This window comes from Agreia sp. Leaf210 (assembly GCF_001421485.1).
Taxonomy (GTDB): Bacteria; Actinomycetota; Actinomycetes; order Actinomycetales; family Microbacteriaceae; genus Agreia.
This window is the reverse complement of sequence record NZ_LMKK01000003.1, coordinates 622,436-646,744: the sequence shown is the minus strand read 5'-3', so window position 1 is coordinate 646,744 and position 24,309 is coordinate 622,436. Positions and strand designations below refer to the sequence as shown.

20 protein-coding genes and 1 tRNA gene are annotated in these 24,309 nt (G+C 65.9%); 4 read left to right on the top strand and 17 right to left on the bottom strand.

Annotated features, from left to right (window positions below; translation table 11 throughout):
- The first annotated feature begins 20 nt into the window (after nucleotides 1-20).
- The gene (locus ASE64_RS13465; protein WP_055781386.1) at nucleotides 21-1,049 is read left to right on the top strand and encodes a 6-phosphofructokinase; all 1,029 of its coding nucleotides are present in this window, start codon (nucleotides 21-23) and stop codon (nucleotides 1,047-1,049) included.
- Between the two features lies 1 nt (nucleotide 1,050).
- On the opposite strand, the gene coaE is transcribed toward ASE64_RS13465, so the two are convergent.
- The 6 genes from coaE to polA form a co-directional block, all read right to left on the bottom strand.
- Nucleotides 1,051-1,674, bottom strand: a complete 624-nt coding sequence (gene coaE / locus ASE64_RS13460) for a dephospho-CoA kinase (protein WP_055781382.1) — start codon at nucleotides 1,672-1,674, stop codon at nucleotides 1,051-1,053.
- A gap of 84 nt (nucleotides 1,675-1,758) precedes the next feature.
- On the bottom strand, nucleotides 1,759-3,213 hold the full coding sequence (rpsA, locus tag ASE64_RS13455) for a 30S ribosomal protein S1 (RefSeq protein WP_044443396.1): 1,455 nt from the start codon (nucleotides 3,211-3,213) through the stop codon (nucleotides 1,759-1,761).
- A 159-nt stretch (nucleotides 3,214-3,372) separates the two neighbouring features.
- The gene (locus ASE64_RS13450) at nucleotides 3,373-4,278 is read right to left on the bottom strand and encodes a thioredoxin domain-containing protein (RefSeq protein ID WP_055781379.1); all 906 of its coding nucleotides are present in this window, start codon (nucleotides 4,276-4,278) and stop codon (nucleotides 3,373-3,375) included.
- A complete protein-coding gene (locus ASE64_RS13445; RefSeq protein WP_055781376.1) occupies nucleotides 4,275-5,957 on the bottom strand; it encodes a DUF885 domain-containing protein in 1,683 nt (560 codons plus the stop codon). The genes ASE64_RS13450 and ASE64_RS13445 overlap by 4 nt, the downstream gene beginning before the upstream one ends.
- Before the next feature lie 13 nt (nucleotides 5,958-5,970).
- Nucleotides 5,971-6,498, bottom strand: coding sequence for a hypothetical protein (locus ASE64_RS13440; protein WP_055781373.1), 528 nt, complete (start codon nucleotides 6,496-6,498; stop codon nucleotides 5,971-5,973).
- Between the two features lie 89 nt (nucleotides 6,499-6,587).
- Nucleotides 6,588-9,278, bottom strand: a complete 2,691-nt coding sequence (gene polA, locus ASE64_RS13435) for a DNA polymerase I (RefSeq protein WP_055781371.1) — start codon at nucleotides 9,276-9,278, stop codon at nucleotides 6,588-6,590.
- Nucleotides 9,279-9,337: 59 nt separating this feature from the next.
- Here polA and ASE64_RS13430 point away from each other — a divergent pair, with 59 nt between their 5' ends.
- Nucleotides 9,338-9,757 carry a PaaI family thioesterase gene (locus ASE64_RS13430; protein WP_055781369.1) on the top strand — a complete coding sequence of 140 codons (420 nt, stop codon included), beginning with the start codon at nucleotides 9,338-9,340 and terminating at the stop codon, nucleotides 9,755-9,757.
- A 1-nt stretch (nucleotide 9,758) separates the two neighbouring features.
- Here ASE64_RS13430 and ASE64_RS13425 read toward each other — a convergent pair whose 3' ends face one another.
- Together ASE64_RS13425 and ASE64_RS13420 are read right to left on the bottom strand one after the other, a co-directional pair.
- On the bottom strand, nucleotides 9,759-10,103 hold the full coding sequence (locus tag ASE64_RS13425; protein ID WP_200920227.1) for a hypothetical protein: 345 nt from the start codon (nucleotides 10,101-10,103) through the stop codon (nucleotides 9,759-9,761).
- Nucleotides 10,104-10,252: 149 nt separating this feature from the next.
- Nucleotides 10,253-10,858 carry an ANTAR domain-containing response regulator gene (locus ASE64_RS13420; protein ID WP_055781364.1) on the bottom strand — a complete coding sequence of 202 codons (606 nt, stop codon included), beginning with the start codon at nucleotides 10,856-10,858 and terminating at the stop codon, nucleotides 10,253-10,255.
- Nucleotides 10,859-10,898: 40 nt separating this feature from the next.
- Between ASE64_RS13420 and ASE64_RS13415 the strand changes: the two genes are divergently transcribed.
- Nucleotides 10,899-10,981 (top strand) — tRNA-Leu (locus ASE64_RS13415).
- Between the two features lie 98 nt (nucleotides 10,982-11,079).
- Nucleotides 11,080-11,202 carry a ribosomal protein bL36 gene (locus ASE64_RS13410; RefSeq protein WP_055781360.1) on the top strand — a complete coding sequence of 41 codons (123 nt, stop codon included), beginning with the start codon at nucleotides 11,080-11,082 and terminating at the stop codon, nucleotides 11,200-11,202.
- 104 nt (nucleotides 11,203-11,306) lie between these two features.
- On the opposite strand, the gene ASE64_RS13405 is transcribed toward ASE64_RS13410, so the two are convergent.
- The 9 genes from ASE64_RS13405 to trpC all read right to left on the bottom strand — a co-directional run bounded on the left by ASE64_RS13405 (nucleotide 11,307) and on the right by trpC (nucleotide 24,306).
- Nucleotides 11,307-12,185, bottom strand: a complete 879-nt coding sequence (locus ASE64_RS13405) for a hypothetical protein (protein ID WP_082466284.1) — start codon at nucleotides 12,183-12,185, stop codon at nucleotides 11,307-11,309.
- A 4-nt stretch (nucleotides 12,186-12,189) separates the two neighbouring features.
- Nucleotides 12,190-12,477 (bottom strand): hypothetical protein, encoded by a 288-nt coding sequence (locus ASE64_RS13400; RefSeq protein WP_055781357.1) that lies wholly within the window; start codon nucleotides 12,475-12,477, stop codon nucleotides 12,190-12,192.
- A 149-nt stretch (nucleotides 12,478-12,626) separates the two neighbouring features.
- Nucleotides 12,627-14,072 carry a pyruvate kinase gene (gene pyk, locus ASE64_RS13395; protein WP_055782059.1) on the bottom strand — a complete coding sequence of 482 codons (1,446 nt, stop codon included), beginning with the start codon at nucleotides 14,070-14,072 and terminating at the stop codon, nucleotides 12,627-12,629.
- Nucleotides 14,073-14,163: 91 nt separating this feature from the next.
- Nucleotides 14,164-15,621, bottom strand: coding sequence for a glutamate synthase subunit beta (locus ASE64_RS13390; protein WP_055781354.1), 1,458 nt, complete (start codon nucleotides 15,619-15,621; stop codon nucleotides 14,164-14,166).
- Nucleotides 15,614-20,260, bottom strand: coding sequence for a glutamate synthase large subunit (gltB, locus tag ASE64_RS13385; RefSeq protein ID WP_082466283.1), 4,647 nt, complete (start codon nucleotides 20,258-20,260; stop codon nucleotides 15,614-15,616). Before gltB ends, ASE64_RS13390 begins: the two co-directional genes overlap by 8 nt.
- Before the next feature lie 87 nt (nucleotides 20,261-20,347).
- A complete protein-coding gene (gene lgt, locus ASE64_RS13380) occupies nucleotides 20,348-21,310 on the bottom strand; it encodes a prolipoprotein diacylglyceryl transferase (RefSeq protein WP_235480643.1) in 963 nt (320 codons plus the stop codon).
- Between the two features lie 190 nt (nucleotides 21,311-21,500).
- Nucleotides 21,501-22,304: a tryptophan synthase subunit alpha gene (trpA, locus tag ASE64_RS13375; protein WP_055781348.1), complete on the bottom strand. Its 804-nt coding sequence runs from the start codon at nucleotides 22,302-22,304 to the stop codon at nucleotides 21,501-21,503.
- Entirely contained in the window at nucleotides 22,301-23,530 is a 1,230-nt protein-coding gene (gene trpB / locus ASE64_RS13370; RefSeq protein ID WP_055781345.1) for a tryptophan synthase subunit beta, read from the bottom strand. The genes trpA and trpB overlap by 4 nt, the downstream gene beginning before the upstream one ends.
- Nucleotides 23,527-24,306: an indole-3-glycerol phosphate synthase TrpC gene (trpC, locus tag ASE64_RS13365; protein WP_055781342.1), complete on the bottom strand. Its 780-nt coding sequence runs from the start codon at nucleotides 24,304-24,306 to the stop codon at nucleotides 23,527-23,529. The genes trpB and trpC overlap by 4 nt, the downstream gene beginning before the upstream one ends.
- Between the last annotated feature and the right edge of the window lie 3 nt (nucleotides 24,307-24,309).

Sequence of the window (24,309 nt, the reverse complement as noted above, 5' to 3'; positions counted from 1 at the left end):
TTTCGAACAGGAGCGGCGCCATGCGCATCGGCATTCTCACCTCGGGCGGCGACTGTCCCGGACTCAACGCGGTCATCCGCGGGGCCGTTCTGAAGGGAACGGAGATCAACGGCCAGGAGTTCGTCGGTTTCCGGGACGGCTGGCGGGGTGTCGTGAACGCCGACATCATGGAGCTCACCCGGCACAATATCCGCGGTATCGCCAAGCAGGGTGGCACGATCCTCGGAACGAGCCGCACCAATCCGTTCGAGGGCGAGAACGGCGGACCGGAGAACATCGCCGCCAACATGGAGCGTCATGGAATCGACGCGATCATGGCCATCGGCGGAGAAGGAACCCTCGCCGCGGCGAAGCGCCTGACCGACGCCGGCCTCAAGATCGTCGGCGTACCGAAGACGGTCGACAACGACCTCGACGCCACGGACTACACCTTCGGTTTCGACACCGCGGTGCAGATCGCCACCGACGCCATGGATCGACTGCGTACGACCGGCGAGTCGCACAGCCGGTGCATGGTCGCCGAGGTCATGGGTCGTCACGTGGGGTGGATCGCGCTGCACTCGGGCATGGCGTCCGGTGCCCATGCCATCCTGATTCCCGAGCAGAAGACCAGTGTCGAGCAGATGTGCGAGTGGGTCCAGAGTGCCTACGACCGCGGTCGCGCTCCCCTGGTCGTCGTCGCCGAGGGCTTTATGCCCGACAGCATGGACGACCCGCATTCCGAGCGGGGCCTGGATGCCTTCGGCCGGCCGCGTCTCGGCGGTATCGGCGAACGCATCGCCCCGCTGATCGAATCGATCACGGGAATCGAGACCCGCGCGACGACCCTCGGTCACATTCAGCGGGGAGGCGTGCCGAGCGCCTACGACCGCGTTCTCGCGACGCGCCTCGGCATGGCCGCCAGCGACATCATCGGCGATGGTGCCTGGGGCCAGATGGTGGCGCTGAAGGGAACCGAGATCGTCACGGTCGGGTTCGCCGAGGCGCTGGGCAAGCTCAAGACGGTTCCGCAGCACCGCTACGACGAGGCTGCCCTGCTCTTCGGCTAGGTCAAGAGACGCTCGCCCGATCCCGTGAGCGCGCGATGAGGTCGATCCAGAGCTCGTCGACCTGGTCGAGAGTGCGCTCGAGCGAGTCGTTCGTGTCGATGATGACGTCGGCGATCGCGCGGCGTTCTTCGTCGGTCGCCTGAGACCGGATACGCCGCTCGGCCTCATCGCGCGGCATGCCACGGTGCTCGTGCAGCCTGGCGATTCGCACCTCGACGGGAGCCTCGCAGACGACGATCAAATCGAATTCCAGTTCTCGACGAGCCTCCACGAGGAGAGGAACGTCGTAGACGATCACGGCGGCTGGATCGGCCGCTGAGGCCGCAGCGATCAGCTCGGCCGTGCGTGCGTGCACCCGGGGATGGATGATGGCCTCGAGGCGCTGGCGGGCGTCGGGATCAGCGAAGACGATCGCTCCCAACGCGGCCCGATCGAGTGAGCCGTCCGGCGACAGAACGGCCTGGCCGAAGTCGTCGACGATGGCGGACAGGCCGGGTGTCCCGGTTTGCACCACCTCGCGGGAGAGCGCATCGGCATCGATATGGATCGCTCCATGAGCGACGAGGCGACGCGCCACTGTCGACTTTCCTGATGCGATTCCGCCGGTGAGTCCCACGATGAACATGGCTCCATGCTAGCCGGGCCGGTGACGGCGCTCGGCTTAACGACGGAACGGCCGCCCCGGAGGACGGCCGTTCCATAGTGCAACTTAGGAGTTGCTGCTCGACAGTTTCTCGCGAAGCGCGGCGAGGGTCTCGTCGTCGGCGAGGGTGCCGGCTCCGGTCGACTCGCTCGAGAACGAGGAGCCGGCGCTGGCGCCGTCGCCCGAGGCGACCTCCGCGTTGCTCGTGGCAACCTGCTTCTTGTGGGCTTCCCAGCGAGCCTGGGCTGCAGCGTAGTCCTGCTCCCACTTCTCGCGCTGGGTCTCGAAGCCCTCGCGCCACTCGTTCGTCTCCGGGTCGAAGCCCTCGGGGAACTTGTAGTTGCCCTGGTCGTCGTACTCGGTGAGCATTCCGTAGAGCGCCGGGTCGAACTCGGTGCCCTCGGGGTCGACGCCCTCGTTGGCCTGCTTGAGGCTCAGCGAGATGCGGCGACGCTCGAGGTCGATGTCGATGACCTTGACGAAGACCTCGTCGCCGACCGACACGACCTGCTCGGCGAGCTCGACGTGCTTGCCCGACAGCTCGGAGATGTGGACGAGTCCCTCGATGCCCTCTGCAACGCGAACGAACGCGCCGAAGGGAACGAGCTTGGTGACCTTACCCGGAGCAACCTGGCCGATGGCGTGGGTGCGGGCGAAGACCTGCCACGGGTCTTCCTGCGTCGCCTTGAGCGACAGGGAGACACGCTCGCGGTCGAGGTCGACCTCGAGGATCTCGACGGTGACCTCCTGGCCAACCTCGACGACCTCGGAGGCGTGCTCGATGTGCTTCCAGCTGAGTTCGGAGACGTGAACCAGTCCGTCGACTCCACCCAGATCGACGAACGCACCGAAGTTGACGATCGACGAGACGACGCCCTTGCGGACCTGTCCCTTCTGGAGGTTGTTGAGGAACGTGGTGCGGCTCTCGGACTGAGTCTGCTCGAGCAGGGCGCGGCGCGACAGAACGACGTTGTTGCGGTTCTTGTCGAGCTCGAGGATCTTCGCCTCGATCTCCTGGCCCAGGTAGGGCGTGAGGTCGCGCACGCGACGAAGCTCGATGAGCGACGCGGGCAGGAAGCCTCGGAGTCCGATGTCGACGATGAGTCCACCCTTGACGACCTCGATGACCGAACCGGTGACAACACCGTCGGCGTCCTTGATCTTCTCGACGTCTCCCCACGCACGCTCGTACTGAGCCCGCTTCTTGGAGAGGATCAGGCGGCCTTCTTTGTCTTCTTTCTGAAGAACGAGGGCCTCGACCAGATCGCCGACCTGGACGACCTCGGTGGGGTCGACGTCGTGCTTGATGGAAAGCTCACGCGAGGGGATGACGCCCTCGGTCTTGTACCCGACGTCGAGGAGAACCTCGTCGCGGTCGATCTTCACAACGGTTCCCTCGATGAGGTCTCCGTCGTTGAAGAACTTCAGTGTCTTTTCGACCGCGGCAAGAAAGTCTTCTGCCGAGCCAATGTCGTTGATGGCGACCTGCTTGGCTACTCTGTCGGTCGTTGCGATTGTCATAAAAGTAAATGCTCCAGGATGGACAAATATCAGGCCGACGACAGACGAGTTCGATGTTTCGAGCAGGACTGCTCCGCCGACGGCGAGCGGATGGGATGGCACAAAACGTGCCAAGTCATTCTAGCCCCGCAGATCGGTGCGCGGCAACACCTCGGACGGCTACTTGGAGCCGGGCAGAACGAAGTCGGCGAACTCCTGTGCGTCGGTCAGACTGCCTTCGTACTGCACTCCATCGACGATGACGGTGGGGGTGCCTTGGATCCTGTCGAGGTCGGAGTTCGGAACCGGCTCGCTGAGCGCCCGTTCCGTGGCCTGCGTCACCCAATCGTCGAACTCGCCGGAGTCGATGCAGTCCGCCACGTCGGTGCCGTCGAGTGCTCCCGCCTCGTTCACCAGGTCGATCAGATCGGCGTCACTCAGGCCCTCGGTCTCTTCCTGGGGCTGATTCTCGAAGAGGAGTGCGCTGAACGCCTCGAATCGATCGGGGGCCTCATCGGTCACGCACGCCGCCGCGTTCGCGGCACGGGTCGAGTACTCGGTGCCGAGCGAGGCGCGGTCGAGGAACGACAGCGGATGGACTTCGAGAACCACCTGGCCCGAATCCACCCACTTGGAAAGCTGCTCGGCGTTCGTCGACTCGAACTGGCCGCAGTACGGGCAGAGGTAGTCGATGTAGGTGACGACTCGAACCGCGTCGTCTCCCCCGTCTCCGACGACGATACCGTCACCGGAGGTTCCGGCCGGTGCACTCGATCCGCCTGCCTGCTCAGTGCCTGATCGGCTGGTCGACGAGCGCTCTATCGACGAGAACACACTGGTGAGTACGAGCACGGCCGCGGCGATGACGGCGACCACCACCAGGATCGATCCCCCGAGCACCCAGGGCCAGACGCGTCGACGTGGGCGCTGCCCTGAGGTACCCGCGCCGGCGGGTGCGGCCTGGGCGGAATGGTTCGTGTTTCCCTGGGCATCGCGCCGCATCTCGCTCCAGCTCTGGCCGTCCCACCACCTCTCGCGGGAGGTGTTCTCTTCGGGGTACCATCCGGGCGGCGGAGTGTTCGTCATCGGGATCCTCCCTCGGTGAGCAGGAACTTCTGGAGGGTGTCGAGTCCGACTCCTCCCATGTCGAGGGCGCGGCGATGGAATTCCTTGGCGTCGTAGGCATCGCCCTGCTGCGCCCTGTAGTCGTCTCGGAGCTGCTCCCAGATGCGCTGTCCGACCTTGTACGACGGGGCCTGACCAGGCCAGCCGAGGTAGCGGTTGACCTCGAAGCGGATGAACGCGTCGTCCATGTTCACGTTCGCGCGCATGAACTCCAGCGCGTAGTCGGCGTCCCAGATGCCCTCGCCATCGGGGCGCTGCTTGCCGAGGTGCACGCCGATGTCGAGCACCACGCGGGCCGCCCTCATCCTCTGGCCGTCGAGCATGCCGAATCTGTCGGCCGGGTCGTCGAGGTAACCCAGCTCCTCCATCAGGCGTTCGGCATAGAGTGCCCATCCCTCCGCGTGACCAGACGTTCCCGCCAGTTGGCGGCGCCAGGTGTTGAGCGTGGCCCTGTTGTAGACGGCCTGTCCGATCTGCAGATGATGCCCGGGCACCCCCTCGTGATAGACGGTGGTGAGCTCGCGCCAGGTGTCGAAGGTGGTGACTCCCGCGGGCACCGACCACCACATGCGTCCGGGGCGTGAGAAGTCGTCGGTGGGGCCCGTGTAGTAGATGCCGCCCTCGTCGGTCGGCGCGATCATGCACTCCAGCGCCCGGATCTCGTCGGGGATGTCGAAGTGGCTTCGTGACAGCTCGTCGACCGCCCGATCACTCGTGGCCTGCATCCATTCTTTCAGAGCAGCCGTTCCGTGGAGCTTTCGGGAGTCGTCGGCGTCGAGGTGGGCGATCGCCTCGTGCACCGTCGCGCCAGGAAGGATCTCCTGGGCGATCGCCTCCTGCTCACGGGTCATACGGGCGAGTTCTGCGAGACCCCATTCGTAGGTCTCGTCGAGGTCGATCGTGGCGCCGAGGAATTCGCGCGACCGGAGCGCGTAGATCTCGCGTCCCACAGCATCCTCGGGGTTCGCGGCGGGAAGCAGCTCGGCCTCGAGAAAGTCGGCGAACCGTCTGTAGCCGCCCGCCGCCACCGAAGACGCCTGTTTCAGAGACTCGGTCGCATACTCGGCCGGAGCGCCGTGTGCGAGCGCGGCGAAGAATCCGCCGGCGGACGCGTTCTTGCGTGCCTGCGCGAGAACCTCGACGACCTGGCGTCGCGCGGGCACGACGTTGCGGGCGATTCCCTCTCGCAGGGTCTCGACATAGCCCTCGAGCGCATCGGGCACGGCGCGCAGTCGCGTGTCAATGACCTGCCAGTCCCCCGGCGTCTCGGCCGGCATGAGGTCGAAGACCTCCCGGATGTCTTGAGACGGCGAGGCGATCACGTTGAGGTCTCGCAGATGGAGACCTGCCTGGGCGCTCTCGATGGCGAGCTGCAGCGAGGCGCCGAGGTCGAGTTGTGTGACTCTGTCGACGTCGTCGACCGGCACGGCTGCCGTCAGTCGGGCCTGGGCCCGTCGCACCTCCGACAGATAGTGCTCGTGGCCCGCCGGAGACAGATCGCCGAAACGTGTGTTCGCTTCGACGCGGCCGATGTACGTGCCGAGCGTGGGCACGAGTCGGACAAGGGTGTCGACCCACTCCTCGGCGATCGAGTCGATCTCCGTCGGTGTACGTGTGGACTTCTGCGGCAGATCGGTCATGCCATCAGCCTAGCTAGGAGCTCCGACTGCGCACGATCTCGCTCGGAGCACACATCGCCTCTCGGGTGGAACGGCGTCTGTCCGGAGACAGCCGCCGGTGGCCCTCCGCGAGAACGGTCGCCTCGAAGAACGCCTCGATCGAGTGCTGCGCCGCATCCACGCTCGCGGCGTGGGCGCCGTACCACCGACCGCACGTCATCAGCGGCGGTGCGTCGGCTTCGTGGGCGAACCATCCGTGGGTGCCAGCATTCGGCCCGTGAACCGAACGGATCTCGATGTCGCGCCGCTCCAGTCGAGCCTCGAACACGGCGGCGCGCGCGTCGTCGAACGAGCGATAGATCAGGGCGCTGCGCCCGAGTTCGCGATTGTTGCTGGCCAGGAGGCGCCAGACGCAGACCGGTCCGGCCTGCGGATCGGAGAGGTGATCGATGGGTCTCTCCGATGGTGCCGTCAGCTGATCTCGAAACCTCGACCACGCTCGAGGCATCGGGTCGGCCGCCGACGTGAAAGACGAGAATACGATGCTCGCCGAGGTCGTCACCTCGATAGTCTCTGTGACTCGGATGTCGGGATTGCGTCCTGGAGGTGTCCGAAAGGTGTCGAGAAGACGAGGACCCGCGCCTCGAGCGATCAGTGCGCGGCGTCGTTCCAGTTCGCGCCGCGACCCACCTGCACCTCAAGGGGAACGCGAAGCTCGGCGGCGGTACTCATGCGTGTGGTGACGATCTCGGAGAGCGTCTGCCACTCACCCGGTGCCACATCGAAGACCAGCTCGTCGTGCACCTGCAGCAGCATGCGCGATGCGAGCTGCTGTTCTTTCAGGTCGCTCGCGATGTTGATCATGGCGATCTTGATGATGTCGGCGGCTGTGCCCTGGATCGGGGCGTTGAGGGCGGCCCGCTCGTCGTTGTCTCGAAGCACCCTGTTGGCGCTGTTGAGGTTCGCGAAGGGGCGGCGACGCCCGAAGATCGTCTCGGTGTAGCCATCTTCTTTCGCCTGCAGCACGACGTTGCGCAGGAAGTCGCGCACGGCTCCGAAGCGCTCGAAGTAGTCGGACATCAGCTTCTTGGCCTCGCTGGAGTCGATGCGTAGCTGCTTCGACAGGCCGAAGGCGCTGAGGCCGTAGGCGAGACCGTACGACATGGCCTTGACCTTGGTGCGCATCGCCGGTGTCACATCGGAGGGCTCGACACCGAAGACGTGCGCTCCGACGAAGCGGTGCAGGTCTTCTCCTTCGGTGAAGGCCGTGATGAGGCCCTCGTCGCCGGAGAGGTGCGCCATGATGCGCATCTCGATCTGCGAGTAGTCGGCTGTGAGAAGAGTCTCGAAACCATCGCCCACCTGAAAGGCGTGCCGGATGCGACGGCCCTCTTCGGCGCGCACGGGGATGTTCTGCAGATTGGGATCTGTAGAGGAGATGCGACCGGTGCTCGAACCGGTCTGCACGTAGCGCGTGTGCACACGGCCGTCGGGCGCGATGGCCTTGTCGACCGTCTCGATGATCTGGCGGAGCTTCGTGGCGTCACGGTGCTGCAGCAGGAGACCGAGGAAAGGATGCGGGCTGGACGCCTGCAGATCGGCCAAGGCACCGGCGTCGGTGGAGTAGCCCGTCTTGGTGGCACGAGTCTTCGGCATCGACAGGCGGTCGAAGAGCACCTCCTGGATCTGCTTGGGAGAACCGAGGTTGATCTCGCCGCCGATGATCTCGTAGGCGTCTGTAGCGAGGCCGGTGGCCGTAGTGGCTAGTTCGGCGGAGAGCTGCGAGAGCTCGTCGTGGCTCACGGTGATGCCGATGAGCTCCATGTCGACGAGCGCCATCAGCGTGGGGATCTCGATCTCGCCGAGAACGCGCAGGGTCCGCTCGTCGAGCGACGACGTCTGAGCCGCGGCCACGCGGGCGATGTACCAGGCGTGGGTCGCCGGGCCGACGTCGGACGCGTCGTCGGGCACGAGCTGATTCGGGTCGGGAGTGGGCAGCACTTCGGCCAGGGTGCGATCGACGAGTTCGGCGAGCGAACGGTCGGCCGAGGAGTCGGGGCGCACCAACCAAGCGGCGAGCGTCGTATCGAAGCGCAGCCCCGACACGGCGAGGCCGGCCCGGCGAAGCGTCTTGATCTGCTCTTTTGCTCCGTGCATGATCTTCGGCGAGTCGCCAGCCAGCCAGGCCTCGAGGGCCGAGTAGTCGAGACTGCCTGCGCTCCACGGGGCGAAGAGGCTTTCGGTGGCGGATGCGATGCCCAGGCCGATGGGCACGCCGCCCTGCTCTTCGACGGCCAGAGCGAGGCCGTCGGGATTGCTCTTCTGTGCTCGCGAGAGCCAAAGTTCGAGCTCCTCGTCGAGCACCGCGGCCGGAGTCGGAGGCGTGATCGAGGCGGGAACCGCCTCGGGATCGGCGGAGCCCTGCGCGGCCGACGCATCCGGTGCAGCACCCAGCCCGTCGAGCTTCAGCACACGGTCGAGCAGCGTGCGGAACTCGAGCCGGCCGAACACCTCGCGGAGAGCCTGCTCGTCGATGGGCTTGCGCTCCAGATCTGCCGGGCCGACCGGCAGCTCGACGTCGGTGAGCAGGTGATTGAGTTTTCTATTGCGCACGGCGTTCGCATACTGCTCGCGGAGCTTGTCGCCGACGACGCCCTTGATCTCGTCTCTGCGCTCGATGATCGCGTCGAGGCTGCCGTACAGGTTAATCCACTTGGCGGCGGTCTTGGGGCCCACCTTGTCGACGCCGATCAGGTTGTCGCTCGTCTCGCCCACGAGAGCGGCGATCTCGGGGTACTGGTGCGGTTGCACGCCGTACTTGTCGAAGACCTTCTCTGCGTCGTAGCGCGTGAGTTGCGAGACGCCCATGGCAGACGGATAGAGCAGCGTGACGTCGGGGCGGATGAGCTGGATGCTGTCGCGGTCGCCCGAGACGACGAAGACGCGGTAGCCCTGCTCTTCTCCCTGGCGTGCGAGGGTGGCCAGGATGTCGTCGGCTTCGTAGTCTTCTTTCGAGACCGTCGTGATGTTCATGGCGTGCAAGGCCTCTTCGAGCAGAGGGATCTGGCCCTTGAACTCGGGAGGCGTTTCGCCCCTGGTGCCCTTGTATTCGGGGTATTCGCGGGTGCGGAACGAATGTCGCGAGATGTCGAACGCCACCGCGATGTGGGTCGGTTTCTCTGCCTTCAGAAGGTTGATGAGCATGGCGATGAAGCCGTGGATCGCGTTCGTGTGCTGCCCGTCGCGAGTCTGGAAACTGTCGACGGGCAGGGCGTAGAACGCCCGGAACGCGAGTGAATGGCCGTCGATGACGAGGAGGGTAGGCTTTTCTGAATCCGACACGACCCCCAGCCTACAAGTCACCTCCGACGGCGGCCGGGCCCCAGCATTCGAAGGCGACGATGACCGAAAACACTGTGGATGCGCTGGGCTGGATTCGCGACAGGGGCGCGGGCGAATTGGCGCAGAAGATGGGCATAGAGTTCGTCGAGTTCACGCTCGAGCGGGCCGTCGCCACCATGCCGGTCGAGGGCAACAGACAGCCGGCGAATCTGCTGCACGGCGGTGCGTACGTCGTTCTCGGCGAGTCTCTCGGCTCCATGTCGGCGAATCTGCATGCAGGCCCCGATCGGCTCGCCGTCGGCATCGAGATCAACGCCTCGCACACGCGATCGGCTCGCAGCGGTCTGGTCACCGCGGTCTGCACGCCCATCCACCTGGGACGCACCCTCACGACGCACGAGATCGCCATCGACGACGATCAGGGTCGACGCTGTTCGACGATCCGCATCACGAACATGATCATCGACAAGAAGAACTGAGTCAGTTCGAGGTCATCGCTCTGTAGAAGTGAGCGACGCTGTCAGACTCGCCGTTGCGGAACGCCTTGAAGACCTTGCCGATCGGGTTGCTGAGGTTCTGCGGAGGGAGCGAGACCAGCAGGGGGAAGCTCGCGTACGCCTCGAGGGCTGTCCCGGCGCTGGTCGTCCACGTGCCGCCCGCGTGCCGCACCATGACCTCGCCGACGTAACAGCCGAAGCCGAAAAGCGTCTCCGCGAATCGATCTTCGGTCACGCCCTGGGCTCGGAAACCCGCCACGAGTGCATCGACCTGATCGAGGCTGACGACCGAATAGTCGAGTTCGACCCCGCTGACGGAGCGCGCCACCGTGACGATATCGGCGGCGAACAGAGAGGCGTTGGCCGGCAGGACCTCGTGCTTGAGCTTCAGGGTCGCCCGCCGAATTGGTCGGTCGGGCTCGGCAGAGGCCTGAGCGCGACGACGGAACGCGGAACCGTTGGACGACAGGGCAGGCTCTACTTCTTGGCGCTGAGCTGCTCGATGATCGCCAGGGCGACATCGTGCATGGTGAGGCGACGATCCATCGACGCCTTCTGGATCCAGCGGAAGGCCTCAGGCTCGGTCAGGCCCATCTTCTCGTTGAGAAGGCCCTTGGCGCGGTCGACCAGCTTGCGGGTCTCGAACCGCTCGACGAGGTCGGCGACCTCGGCCTCGAGCGTGATGATCTGGGCGTAGCGCGACAGGGCGATCTCGATGGCGGGCAGCAGATCGCTCGGCGTGAACGGCTTGACGACGTAGGCCAGTGCTCCGGCTTCGGTCGCGCGCTCGACGAGCTCTTTCTGGCTGAAGGCGGTGAGCAGCACGACGGGCGCGATGTGGCCCTTGCTGAGGCGCTCGGCGGCCGAGATGCCATCGAGCTGGGGCATCTTCACGTCCATGATGACCAGGTCGGGGCGCAGTTCGGTGGCGAGTGCGACGGCGGTCTCGCCATCTCCCGCCTCACCGACGACCTCGAAACCGTTGTCACGGAGGATCTCGACGATATCGAGACGGATCAGCGATTCGTCTTCTGCAACGACTACGCGACGGGGCGCGACGGGGGTGGATTCTTGGTCTGACACCCTGCAAGCCTACGGTATTCTGATCCCAGCACGTGAACGAGCCGGTGTGGCGGAATGGCAGACGCGGCGCACTCAAAATGCGCTGTCCGTGAGGGCTTGTGGGTTCGAGTCCCACCACCGGTACTTTTTCTTCGTCGCTTCTCCCCTGTGCACGGTCGCGTCCCTCCGGGAATAACGGTCGAGTTCGAGCGTTATACCTGCCAAAGGGAAAGGAGTTCAGTATGAAGGTACGTAATTCACTGGGTTCGATGAAGAAGATGCAGGGTTCGCAGGTTGTTCGACGTAACGGGCGTACGCTCGTGATCAACAAGCTCAACCCCCGGTTCAAGTCGCGTCAGGGCTAACACCCGCGTGCATATGAGCTGAGCATTTCCAGCCCATCTCAGAGTGGCCCAGGCGTTTCGCCTGGGCCACTCTTCGTTAATGCGCGCCGATCCCGGTCAGGCCGCTACTGCTCTGCTCCCCCGTCGTGTCGTGCACCCGGACGAGGCGGTTGCGGCTTCTGCCGGGAGAGTTCTCCGCCCATCCTGCCGCCGAACGGCCGCCCGTGATCGGCGAACTCGGCCCGGAAGTACCCCAGTCGCCACTCGCCCAGTTCGATGCGCGCACCCGTGCGGAGGACGCGAGCGAGAGGACGACGCGGGGAATCCCGATCGAGAAGAGGGATGTCGCCTTCCGTCTCGGAGTTCAGGCGCAGCGTGTACTCGTCGTCGTCCGTGTGCGTGATCGTCGCTTGCACCGGGTCGAGCCCGTCGAGGTGCAGATCGGCATCGGGACCCGAGCCGATGACGGTCACTCCGTCGAGCAGCTCGAACTCCTTCGGCGGTGACCCGTCCCAGTTCTCCGAACCGATCACGAAGATCAGGCGAGGGCGCCCGGCTCCCGGCGCCGCATGGGTGGTGGTCGGGCGGAACCGAGCCCGACGATCGAATGTCGGCAGCAGCGGCAAGAGGGTCGCCGGGGGGAAGGCGACACGGTTCACGGCATCGGGTCGTCGCAGCAGAAGCGACGTGACGACGCCTGTCTTGCCGAGCCTGATGTGCGGAGAACCCGATGCGACCCGTTGGGCGAGCGAGGTCTTGACGGCACCCAACTCCCCCACCATGCCCGCGGGGCCCGACAGCCGGACGGTCACCCCCCGCCGGGCGAGTCCTCCGGCGAGATCTCGGACGTGCGCCAGCGATGCCCGGGTGCGGTCGATGAATGCCTCGGGGCGGGAGACGAGAATCTCGATGGTGGAACCGGCGGCTGTGATCGAGCCCTCGATGGCATCGTCACCGTCGAGGCGGAACGTCAGGTCGATGTCGAAACGGATCGCTGCGGCCATGACGTCAGGAGCGGAGCTGGTCTGAGCCCGGCGCCTGGTCGTCGCTGGTCGTGATTCTCAGCGTGCCGTTGAACTTCCAGGTCGCCCTCGGAGCGTCGGGGCCGATGTCTCGCGGTACTTCGACGACCATGTCGACGAAGCTGTAGTTGACCGCGGCACCGCGGCCCGTGAGATACGACCACATCTCGCGACCGAGATCCGTCCAGTCGCCGATGGTCTTGCCTTCTGGGCCGGTGGCCGCGTTCTCCGGTGTAGCTCCGCCGTGAACGTCGTTGTTCGATGTATCAGTCATGTGCTGACACTATTCCGGATGGATGAGAGGCGACAGAGCGCCGCCCTGCCATTGCCAGGCGCGGGACCGAGGTGTAGGGCATGACACCCTCACGCAGGAATGCCCCCCTCACGCGCGACGTGAGGGGGGCATTCGTGAAAGCCGGGTCGTTAGTTCTCGACGACCCCGGGCTTCGACGGGTTGTGGGCTGAACCGACGACATGGATGCGCATGTCGTTGGTGGTGCCCGACTTTCCGGGAGGGGATCCGCAGATCACGACGACCTTGTCGCCGGACTCTGCCAGCTCCTTGCCGAGAAGCACCTCGTCGACCTGCACCATGAGCTGGTCGGTGTGCTTGACGCGCTCGGTGAGGTAGGACTCGACACCCCAGGTGAGCGCCATGCGGTTGCGGATGCCCTCTTCGGGAGTGAGACCGATCATGGGAATCTTGGAGCGCAGGCGCGACATGCGGCGCACGGAGTCGCCCGACTCGGTGAAGACGACAACGAACTTCGCCTCGACGAAGTTGGCGACCTCTTCGGCGGCCAGAGTGACGGCACCGCCCTGGGTGCGCGGCTTCGTGCCGAGCGCGGGGATTCGGTCGAGGCCGTGGATCTCGGTCGACTCCACGATGCGGGCCATGGTCTGCACCGTGATGACGGGGTATTCGCCAACACTGGTCTCGCCACTCAGCATCACCGCGTCTGCGCCATCGAGAACGGCGTTCGCGACATCGGACGTCTCGGCGCGGGTGGGGATCGGGCTCGAGATCATCGACTCCAGCATCTGCGTCGCCACGATGACCGGCTTGGCCATGCGTCGGGACAGCTCGATCGCGCGCTTCTGAACGATCGGGACCGCCTCGAGGGGAAGCTCGACGCCCAAGTCACCGCGAGCCACCATGATGCTGTCGAACGCATCGATGATCTCTTCGAGGTTGTCGACCGCCTGCGGCTTCTCGATCTTGGCGATGACGGGAACACGGCGGTTCTCCTCTGCCATGATCTCGTGCACACGCTCGACGTCTTTCGCGTCGCGAACGAACGACAGGGCGATCAGGTCGGCGCCGAGCTTCAGGCCCCAACGCAGATCGGCCTCGTCTTTCGCCGACAGGGCCGGCACGTTGACCGCAACGCCCGGGAGGTTGATGCCCTTGTTGTTCGAGACATTGCCCGCAACGATGACCTTCGTCGTGACCGTGCGGTCGTCTGACTCGACGACCTCGACCTTGACCTTGCCATCGTCGATCAGAAGGAAGTCACCGGGCTTCACGTCCTGAGGCAGGCCCTTGAACGTCGTACCGGAGAGCTCTTTGGTTCCGAGCACGTCGTCGATCGTGATGGTGAAGATGTCACCTTCGCTGAGGTAGTACGGCCCGCCCTCGAACTTTCCCAGGCGGATCTTGGGACCCTGCAGGTCGACCAGGACGGCGACGGCTCGCCCCGAGTCTGCAGCGGCCTTGCGCACGGTGGCGTAGATGCCCTCGTGCACGTCGTAGGTGCCGTGGCTGAGGTTCATCCGGCAGACATCAACGCCCGCGTCGATGATCGCCCGGATGTCTTCGTAGCTGGACGTTGCCGGGCCGAGGGTGGCGACGATTTTTGCGCGTCTCATCGTGTAGTGGTACTCCGTGTTCTCTGCGCCCACGCAGGGCGCAATCGGGATCGGTGGCTGAATCGGATGAAGGAAAATACGGGATGGAAGGCTAGATCGAGATCGAGCGGTCGGTGGGCTTGACGGGGAACGGGAGTTCCGTGGCACCTTCAAGGTACTCGTCTACGGCCGACGCCGCAGCACGTCCCTCAGCAATCGCCCAGACGATGAGCGACTGACCGCGACCGGCGTCGCCGGCCGCGAACACGCCGGGCACGCTCGTCTGGTAGTCGCTGGCACGGCCGACGGTGCCGCGCTCGTCGAACTGGGCGCCCAGCTGGCTGGTGAGCTCGGTGTGCTCCGCGCCAGTGAATCCCAGGGCCAGAAGAACCAGATCGGCCGGGATCTCGCGCTCCGTGCCCGCCTTGGGCACGCGGCGTCCGTCGATGAATTCGGTCTCGGCCACGCGGATGGCACGGACCTCGCCCGACTCGTTCGACAGGAACTCGACCGTCGTCGCGAGGAACTGCCTCTCGCCGCCCTCTTCGTGGGCGCTGGAGACCTCGAACAGGGTCGGGAACGTGGGCCACGGCTGGTCGGGGCGACGCTCGCTCGGGGGCTGAGCGCCGATGGCGAGGTTGGTCACGGAACGCGCGCCCTGGCGGTGCGCCGTGCCGATGCAGTCTGCGCCGGTGTCGCCACCGCCGAGAACGACGACGTGCTTGTCTTCTGCCGTGATCTGATCGGCGATGGTGTCGCCCGCCCCGAGCCTGTTCTGCTGCACGAGGTAGTCCATGGCGAAGTGCACGCCCGAGAGGTCTCGTCCCGGAATCGGGAGGTCGCGAGGAACGGTGGCGCCGGTGCAGACGATGACGGCGTCGTAGCGAGCCCTCAGGTCGTCCCAGGAGATGTCGACGCCGATGGTGATGCCGGCGCGGAAGCGCGTGCCCTCGGCCATCATCTGGTTGAGCCGCTGCTCGAGCTGCTTCTTCTCCATCTTGAAGTCGGGGATGCCGTAGCGCAGCAGCCCCCCGATGCGGTCGTCGCGCTCGTATACGGCGACGGTGTGACCCGCTCGAGTCAGCTGCTGGGCGGCGGCGAGGCCGGCAGGGCCGGATCCGACGACGGCGACGGTCTTTCCGCTCAGCCGCTCCGGCGGGTGCGGCTGCACCCATCCGTTCGCGAACGCCTGATCGATGATCGAGACCTCGACCTGCTTGATGGTGACGGCAGGCTGATTGATGCCCAGAACGCAGGAGCTCTCGCAGGGCGCCGGGCAGAGTCGACCGGTGAATTCCGGGAAGTTGTTCGTGGCGTGCAGGCGTTCGATCGCCTGTCGGCCTTCGCCGCGGAACATCAGATCGTTCCATTCCGGAATCAGGTTGCCCAGAGGGCAGCCCTGATGACAGAACGGGATGCCGCAGTCCATGCAGCGGCCCGCCTGGCGACGAAGCTCGGACGGATCGCCCTGCTCGTAGACCTCTTTCCAGTCCATGAGCCGCACCGAGACCGGTCGTCTCTTGGGCAGCTCGCGCTCCTGAACCTTCAGGAATCCCTTGGGATCAGCCACCGGTTACCTCCAAAATGCGTCCCCAGACGATGTCGCCATCGGGGTCGAGTCCTTCATCGACGGCCGTCTGCCTGGTCTCCAGCACCGCGGCGTAGTCGCGGGGAAGAACCTTGACGAACTCCGTCACGGTCGTGTCGAAATCGGCCAGCATCGCCGCGGCGAGCGTCGATCCTGTCTCGAGTTCGTGGCGGGTGAGCAGATCGCGCACGATCTCCGCGTCTGCGCTGCCCAGGGGAAGCAACGTCAATTCGCCGCTCGCGAGCGAGTCGCGGTTCACGCTCTCGGTGCGCAGACGGTGAATGTAGGCGGTTCCCCCCGACATGCCCGCGCCGAGGTTGCGTCCGGTCGCTCCGAGGATGAGCGCGAGACCTCCGGTCATGTACTCGAGCGCGTGATCTCCCACACCCTCGACGACGGCCGTCGCGCCGGAGTTGCGCACCAGGAAACGTTCGCCCACGATGCCGCGGATGAACATGCTGCCCCGCGTCGCGCCGTAGCCGATCACGTTTCCGGCGATCACATTCTCTTCGGCCGCGAACGCGCTGCGACGGTCGGGCCGGACGATGATCTGTCCGCCGGAGAGACCCTTGCCGACGTAGTCGTTCGAGTCGCCTTCGAGGCGCAGTGTGATGCCCGAAGGAAGGAACGCTCCGAAGGACTGCCCTGCGGAACCGAGCAGGGTGACCTGAATGGTTCCCTCCGGAAGCCCGGCCTCTCCGTGCTTCAGCGTGACCTGGTTGCCCAGCATCGTGCCCACCGCGCGCTCGGTGTTGCGGATCGGAAGCGTGATGGCCACGGGCTCACCGAACTCCAGGGCGGACTGCGATTCGTGGATGAGACGGTTGTCGAAGTGCTTCTCGAGCTCGTGGTCCTGCTGACGTCGATTCGAGCGCGGTTCGTCGTCGGCGAAGTCGGGCCCGACGAGGATGGGGCTAAGGTCGAGGCCGTCCGCCTTCCAGTGCTCGATCGCGCCGTTCATGTCGATCAGCTCGTGATGACCGATCGCCTCGTCGAGTGAGCGGAATCCGAGCTCGGCCAGGTACTCGCGCACCTCCTGCGCCAGGAACTCGAAGAAGTTCACGACGAATTCGGGCTTGCCGGTGAACCGTGCTCGCAACTCGGGGTTCTGCGTCGCGACGCCGACGGGGCACGTGTCGAGGTGGCAGACGCGCATCAGGATGCAGCCCTCGACGACGAGCGGGGCGGTCGCGAAGCCGTACTCCTCCGCGCCGAGCAGTGCGCCGATGATGACATCCCGCCCGGTCTTCATCTGGCCGTCGACCTGCACCACGACTCGATCGCGCATGCCGTTCAGCATCAGCGTCTGCTGCGTCTCGGCGAGTCCGATCTCCCAGGGGGTTCCCGCGTGCTTCAGCGAGTTCAGCGGGCTCGCGCCCGTGCCGCCGTCGTGGCCCGAGACGAGCACCACATCGGCCAGCGCCTTGGTGACCCCCGCGGCGACCGCGCCGATTCCCGACTGGCTGACCAGCTTGACGTGCACGCGGGCCAACGGGTTCGCCCGCTTGACGTCGAAGATCAGCTGCTTGAGGTCCTCGATCGAGTAGATGTCGTGGTGCGGAGGCGGCGAGATCAGCCCGACGCCCGCCGTGGCGTGGCGGGTGCGCGCAACCCAGGGGTAGACCTTGGTGGGGGGAAGCTGGCCACCCTCGCCGGGCTTCGCGCCCTGCGCCATCTTCAGCTGGATGTCGGTGGCGTGGGTCAGGTACATGCTCGTCACGCCGAAACGACCGGACGCGACCTGCTTGATCGCGCTGCGCCGGCGTGGGTCGAGCAGACGGTCGGTGTCCTCGCCGCCCTCACCGGTGTTCGACTTAGCGCCGATCGAGTTCATGGCGATGGCAAGGGTCTCGTGCGCCTCCTGCGAGATGGAGCCGTAGCTCATCGCGCCGGTGGAGAATCGCTTGACGATCGACTCGATCGGTTCGACCTCGTCGAGAGGAACGGGCGGGCGCGCGCCGTTGCGGAGCTTGAAGAGCCCCCGCAGGGTCATGAGGTTCTCGGCCTGCTCGTCGATCAACCGCGTGTAGTCACGGAAGATGTCGTAGCGACGGTTGCGGGTCGAGTGCTGCAGACGGAAGACCGTCTCGGGGTTGAAGAGATGCGGGGGTCCCTCGCGGCGCCACTGGTACTCGCCGCCGGTCGCGAGCGGCTCGTGAGCCGAGGCCGCCTCATCTTCGGGGTAGGCGGCGCGGTGCCGCGACGCGCTCTCGGATGCGACGACGTCGATTCCGATTCCGCCCAGCTTGGTGGTAGTGCCCGTGAAGTACTCGCGCACGAAGTCGGTGCCCAGGCCGACGGCCTCGAAGGCCTGCGCTCCGGCGTAGCTCGACACGGTCGAGATACCCATCTTGGACATGATCTTGAGAACGCCCTTGCCCAGCGCCTTGATGACGTTCTTGACCGCCTTCTCGGGGGTCAGACCGGTCAGGCGACCGCTGCGCACCAGGTTCTCGCAGGTCTCCATGGCGAGGTACGGGTTGACCGCCGACGCTCCGTAGCCGATGAGCAGCGCCACGTGGTGCACCTCGCGCACGTCACCGGCCTCCACGATCAGGCCGACCTTCATGCGGGTCTCCTGGCGGATGAGGTGGTGGTGCACGGCGGAGAGCATCAGCAGCGACGGAACGGGGGCGAGGTCCTTGTTCGAGTCCCTGTCGGAGAGCACGATGAAGGAGGCGCCGTCGTCGATGGCCTGGTCGGCCTCGCGGCACATCTCGGCGATGCGCTCCTGCATGGCGAGCGGCCCGTCTTCGACCCTGTACAGGCCACGGATCGTCGTCGTGATGCGACTACCCGAGTGGGGATCGATGTGCTGGATCTTCGCGAGCTCGTCGTTGTCGATGACCGGGAAGTCGAGAATGACCTGGCGGGTGTGCTCCGCCGTCGCGGTCAGCAGGTTGCGCTCCGGGCCGAGACCGAGGCGCATCGAGGTCACGACCTCTTCGCGGATCGAGTCGAGCGGCGGGTTCGTCACCTGCGCGAACTGCTGGGTGAAGTAGTCGAAGAGCAGGCGAGGTCGCTCGCTGAGCACCGCGATGGGCGTGTCCGAGCCCATGGCGCCCAGCGGTTCGGCACCGTTCTTGGCCATCGGCATCAGGAGGATGCGGATCTCCTCCTCGGTGTAGCCGAAGGTGCGCTGGCGGCGGGTCACCGATGCGGGTGTGTGCACGATGTGCTCGCGCTCGGGAAGGTCGCGGAGGTTGATGCGGCCCGCGTCGAGCCACTCGGCGTACGGGCCGGTTGCAGCGAGCGAGTCCTTGATCTCCTCGTCTTCGATGATGCGGCCGGCGTCGGTGTCGACGAGGAACATGTTCCCGGGACGCAGACGCCCCTTGCGCACCACCCTGGCAGGATCGACGTCAATGACACCGATCTCGCTGGCGAGCACGACGAGGTCGTCGTCGGTGACGATGTAGCGACCGGGGCGGAGGCCGTTGCGGTCGAGCGTCGCTCCGACGAGGTCGCCGTCGGTGAAGACGAGCGCGGCCGGACCGTCCCACGGCTCCATCAGCATCGAGTGGTACTCGTAGAACGCCTTGTGCTCTGGATCGAAATCGGCCTGGTTCTCCCAGGCCTCGGGCACCATCATCATGACGGCATGCGGAAGGGATCGGCCGGCCAGGGTCAGCAGCTCGACGACCTCGTCGAACGACGCGGAGTCGCTGGCGCCGGGGGTGACGATCGGAAGGAGAGGGGCCAGGTCGCCCATGACCTCCGACTCGAGCTGCGACTGACGTGCGCGCATCCAGTTGCGGTTGCCCTGCACCGTATTGATCTCGCCGTTGTGCGCCATCATGCGCAGCGGCTGGGCCAGGGGCCACGACGGGAAGGTGTTCGTGGAGTAGCGCGAGTGCACCAGCGCGAGCTTCGACGCGAATCGCTCGTCGGAGAGATCGGGGTAGAACGGCTCGAGTTGAAGCGTCGTGACCATGCCCTTGTAGGTCACCGTGCGCGAGGAGAGCGACATGAAGTAGACCTCGAGCTCACGCTCCGCACGCTTGCGAAGGCGGTAGGTCAGCCGGTCGAGGACGAGTCCGCTCAGAGGAGTGCCGTCGGCGTCGTGGTGTGTGCTGGTGACGAAGAGCTGCCAGATCGCCGGCATCGCGGCACGGGCGAGGCGACCGAGCTCTTCGGGTCGGATCGGGACCTCGCGCCAACCGAGGATGCGGAGATCCTCGGACTCGGCGATCTCGGCGATGCGCGCCACGATCGTGTCGCGTTCGACCGAGTCCGTCGGGAGGAAGGCATTGCCGACCGCGTACTGGCCGACGGGGGGCAGCTCGGCCGGCCCCACGGCACGGAGGAACTCGTCTGGGATCTGGGTGAGGATTCCCGCCCCATCGCCCGTTCCCGCGTCGGAGCCGATCGCGCCGCGGTGTTCGAGATTGCGAAGCGCGCCAAGGGCGGTGTCGATGATGTCGTGCCCCGCCGTGCCGCGGAGGGTCGCGACCATGGCCAGGCCACAGGCATCCTTCTCTGCGGCGGGGTCGTACAACCCCTGCGCGACCGGGACGGAACTGAAACGGGAGTGCGGGGGCTGTTCGGACTGTGGCTGCTGGGACAAGGAAGTGCCGTCCTCTACGTGATTACTTAAGGATCTGGGACGCCGCTGGCCCATGAAGGAGAGTGCCGCGATGCCCTGTCGGGTCGTGTCGGCTGTAGCGATGTTCGGAAGCTGAGGACGCGAGTTGCGCGACTGTCGAGTTCAGTTCGTGGATGTCGCACCGACGACGCTTGTGGCGTCTGATGCGACGGATTCTTTCTCGCGAGATTCGGTGGCCCCATCGCCTCTGAGCTCGTCGTCCGAGTAAGTGTCGCTCGATTCTACCCCAGCGCCCGCGGGCACCCACTCTGCTCCGGGGCGATACGGTCCGGGCTCGGCGCCCGGGTGCTCTCGGCGCTGGATGAGAATGATGAGGAGGCCGACCAGGATCGCGAGAAGAGCTCCCCACACGTTGGTGCGAACGCCGAAGAAGATCTCGCTCGGGTCGACGCGCATCGTCTCGAAGACGGTGCGTCCGATGCCGTACCAGATGAGGTAGACGCCGAAGGCCTTGCCCCACTGCAGGCGCAGCTTGCGCTCGAGCAAAATGATCACGGCGACACCGGCCAGGTTCCAGATGACCTCGTAGAGGAAGGTCGGGTGGAACAGGGTGCCGTCGGCGAGTCCGACAGGGATCGCCGCATTCGGCTTCGGGATCTCGAGGCCCCACGGCAGATCGGTGGGGGTGCCGAACAGTTCGTGGTTGAAGTAGTTGCCGAACCGACCCGCCGCCTGGGCAAGCAGCATGCCCGGAGCGAGTGCGTCGGCGAAGGTCCAGAAACGGATGCCGCTCAGACGGCACCCGATGTACGCGCCAACCGCTCCTCCGATCAGAGAGCCGAAGATGGCGATGCCGCCCTCCCAGACCGCGAAGACCTTCCACCACTCGATTCCTTCGCCGAAGTAGTCGCCCGGGTGCGTGAGCACGTGGTAGATGCGCGCCCCGATGATGCCGAAGGGAATGGCCCACAGGATGATGTCGAGCACGACGCCCGGCTCGGCTCCACGCGCCGTGAGACGGCGGGAGGTGAGGATTGTGGCGAGCACGATTCCCGCCAGGATGCACAGCGCGTATGCGCGAATCTCCAGCGTGTCTGCGTACTGCGGGAGCCCGAGGCTGTGCAGCCACCCGGTGAATCCGCTGATGTCGATACTGAAGCCCTGCCACGAGGGGCTGGGGATGCTAGTGGGGGCGAAGACCAACGGTTTCGACCTTTCATCGTGTTGTGCTCGTGCGGGCGCCTGTTCGCTCGCCGAAGCGGGAGATCAGACGTAAGAGGGGCTGATGCTTATTGTAGGACGGCGGGAGAGTCGCTCAGCGACCGGTGCCCGTGGCCAGTTGCGCGGCGAGGCGTGCGACCCCGGCGACGCCGTCTTCTGCAAGCGCGCGGACCAGCGCTGATCCGACGATGGCGCCATCGGCATAGCCGAGGATCTCGGCGATCTGATCTGCTGTCGAGACGCCGATGCCCACGCAGGCGCTGGTCGATCCGACGGAACGCAGGCGGCCCACGAGCTTCTCCGCCGCGAGGCCGAGTTCGGCACGAGCGCCCGTCGTCCCCATCGTGGAGACGGTGTAGACGAATCCGCGGCTGTTCTCGACCGCGAGCCGCAGGCGTTCGTCTGTCGACGTGGGAGCGGCGAGAAAGACGCGGTCGAGGCCGGTGCGGTCGCTCTCGACCAACCAGTCCGCTCCGGAGTCGACCGTGAGGTCGGGTGTGATGAGTCCGGCTCCCCCGGCGGACAGGAGGTCGTCGGCGAAGCGGGCGACGCCGTACTGCACGACCGGGTTCCAGTACGTCATGAGTAGAACCGGGGCATCGACCCGGGCCCTGATCTTCTCGACGGCCGTGAAGGCATCACGAAGTCGGAAGCCCGCGTCGAGCGATGCTTGCGTCGCCTTCTGGATGACCGGGCCGTCCATGACCGGATCGGAGTACGGGATGCCGAGTTCGAGCACATCGACGCCGTTCTCGACCAGAGCGACGGCTGCGTCGATACTCTCGTCGAGAGTCGGAAAACCGACCGGAAGGTAGCCGATGAGGGCTCCCGCGCGGGCCTGACGGCTCGCCTCGATTGCGGATGCGACGGGAGATTCGATGACGCCGGCGGCGGTCATGCGCCGGCCCCGGCATCCAGAACGCCGAAGTAGGCGCCCGCGGTCTCGACGTCTTTATCGCCGCGACCGGACAGGTTGATGAGGATGGTCGCCTTCTCGCCGAGCGTGCGCCCGAGCTCGATGGCGCCGGCGAGGGCGTGCGCCGACTCGATGGCCGGAATGATGCCCTCTGTCTGGCAGAGCAGGCGGAAGGCCTGCATGGCCGCGGCGTCGGTGACCGGCGTGTACGTGGCACGACCGATCGACGCGAGCCATGCGTGCTCCGGTCCTACTCCCGGGTAGTCGAGACCGGCCGAGATGGAGTGCGAGTCGACGGTCTGGCCGTCTTCGTCTTGCAGCATGATGCTTCGCGACCCGTGCAGCACCCCGGGGCGACCCATGGTGATGCTGGCCGCGTGACGCAGCGTGTCGACCCCGTCGCCGCCGGCCTCGAAGCCGTGGAGCGCGACCTCGGGGTCGTCGAGGAACGCGTGGAAGATTCCGATGGCGTTCGAGCCGCCGCCGACGCAGGCCACGACGGCGTCGGGCAGAGCACCCGTCATATCGATGACCTGCTGGCGAGCCTCTTCGCCGATGATCTTGACGAAGTCGCGCACCATGACCGGGAAGGGATGGGGGCCGGCGACGGTGCCCAGGAGGTAGTGCGTGTTCTCGACGTTGGCGACCCAGTCGCGGAAGGCCTCGTTGAGTGCATCTTTGAGGGTGCGCGTGCCGGTGGTCACCGGGATGACCTCTGCTCCGAGCAGGCGCATGCGGGCGACGTTCAGCGCCTGCCGTTCGGTGTCGACCTCGCCCATGTAGACGACGCACTCCATGCCGAACAGGGCTGCGGCAGTCGCCGTGGCCACGCCGTGCTGACCCGCACCTGTCTCGGCGATCAGCCGGGTCTTGCCGATGCGCTTGGCGATCAGGGCCTGTCCGAGCACGTTGCAGATCTTGTGCGAACCGGTGTGGTTCAAATCTTCGCGCTTCAACAGGATGCGGGCGCCACCGGCGTGCTCGGCGAAACGGGGAACCTCCGTGATGATGGAGGGGCGTCCCGTGTAGGTGCGGTGCAGCTCGGCGAGCTCCCGGTGGAACTCGGGGTCAGCCTTCGCGTCGTCGTATGCGGCGGAGAGCTCGTCGAGAGCCGCGATGAGGGACTCCGGCATGAACCGCCCCCCGAACTCGCCGAAGAACGGCCCGGTCTCGTCGCGCAGGTGGGTGGGGTTCGCTTCGATCGTCATGAGGATACGCTCAAGAATTCTGTGAGGGTTTCGCGAGGACTGCCGTGAGTGACGAGCGCCTCGCCGATGAGCACCACGTCTGCGCCTGACCGGCGGTAGTGAGCAACGTCGGCGGCGGTCTTCACCGCAGACTCCGCGATACGGATGGTGCCGTCGGGGATGCTGCCCGCGAGGCGACCGAAGAGATCGGGATCGAGTTCGAAGGTGGTGAGGTTGCGCGCGTTGACCCCGATCACACGGGAGCCCAGGTCGATCGCTCGGCTGAGTTCGTCGGCCGAGTGCGTCTCGACCAGCGCGGTCATGCCGAGTTCGGTAATCAGCTTGTGCAGTCGGGTGAGCGTCTTCGTGTCGAGCGCGGCGACGATGAGAAGAACGAGGTCGGCGCCGGCGGCCCGCGCCTCGAACACCTGGTATTCGAGGCCGATGAAGTCTTTGCGCAGAACCGGGATGCCGACGGCAGCGCGCACGGCGCGCAGGTCGTCGAGGGAACCCCCGAAGCGTCGACCCTCGGTGAGCACGCTGACGGCGCTCGCTCCACCCGCCTCGTAGTCACGGGCGAGAGCCTGGGGATCGACGATCTCAGCGAGAGCGCCCTTGGACGGGCTCGAGCGCTTGATCTCGGCGATCACCTTGACGCGGTCGGCGGGGGCGAGGAAGGACAGGGCGTCGAGCGGTGCCGGCGCGGAGAGCGCGGCAGCTTCGACGGACGCGAGACTCACGGTCTGCTGTCGCGTCTCAGCATCCTCGATAGCGCCGGCGAGGAGCTGGTCGAGCACCCT

Bases quoted from the DNA above. Each gene is read 5' to 3' on its own strand.
- ASE64_RS13465 (WP_055781386.1), top strand. From the start codon at position 21: ATGCGCATCGGCATTCTCACCTCGGGCGGCGACTGTCCCGGACTCAAC.
- coaE (WP_055781382.1), bottom strand. From the start codon at position 1,674: ATGTTCATCGTGGGACTCACCGGCGGAATCGCATCAGGAAAGTCGACA.
- rpsA (WP_044443396.1), bottom strand. From the start codon at position 3,213: ATGACAATCGCAACGACCGACAGAGTAGCCAAGCAGGTCGCCATCAAC.
- ASE64_RS13450 (WP_055781379.1), bottom strand. From the start codon at position 4,278: ATGACGAACACTCCGCCGCCCGGATGGTACCCCGAAGAGAACACCTCC.
- ASE64_RS13445 (WP_055781376.1), bottom strand. From the start codon at position 5,957: ATGACCGATCTGCCGCAGAAGTCCACACGTACACCGACGGAGATCGAC.
- ASE64_RS13430 (WP_055781369.1), top strand. From the start codon at position 9,338: ATGACCGAAAACACTGTGGATGCGCTGGGCTGGATTCGCGACAGGGGC.
- ASE64_RS13410 (WP_055781360.1), top strand. From the start codon at position 11,080: ATGAAGGTACGTAATTCACTGGGTTCGATGAAGAAGATGCAGGGTTCG.
- ASE64_RS13405 (WP_082466284.1), bottom strand. From the start codon at position 12,185: ATGGCCGCAGCGATCCGTTTCGACATCGACCTGACGTTCCGCCTCGAC.
- ASE64_RS13400 (WP_055781357.1), bottom strand. From the start codon at position 12,477: ATGACTGATACATCGAACAACGACGTTCACGGCGGAGCTACACCGGAG.
- pyk (WP_055782059.1), bottom strand. From the start codon at position 14,072: ATGAGACGCGCAAAAATCGTCGCCACCCTCGGCCCGGCAACGTCCAGC.
- gltB (WP_082466283.1), bottom strand. From the start codon at position 20,260: ATGGGCCAGCGGCGTCCCAGATCCTTAAGTAATCACGTAGAGGACGGC.
- trpA (WP_055781348.1), bottom strand. From the start codon at position 22,304: ATGACCGCCGCCGGCGTCATCGAATCTCCCGTCGCATCCGCAATCGAG.
- trpB (WP_055781345.1), bottom strand. From the start codon at position 23,530: ATGACGATCGAAGCGAACCCCACCCACCTGCGCGACGAGACCGGGCCG.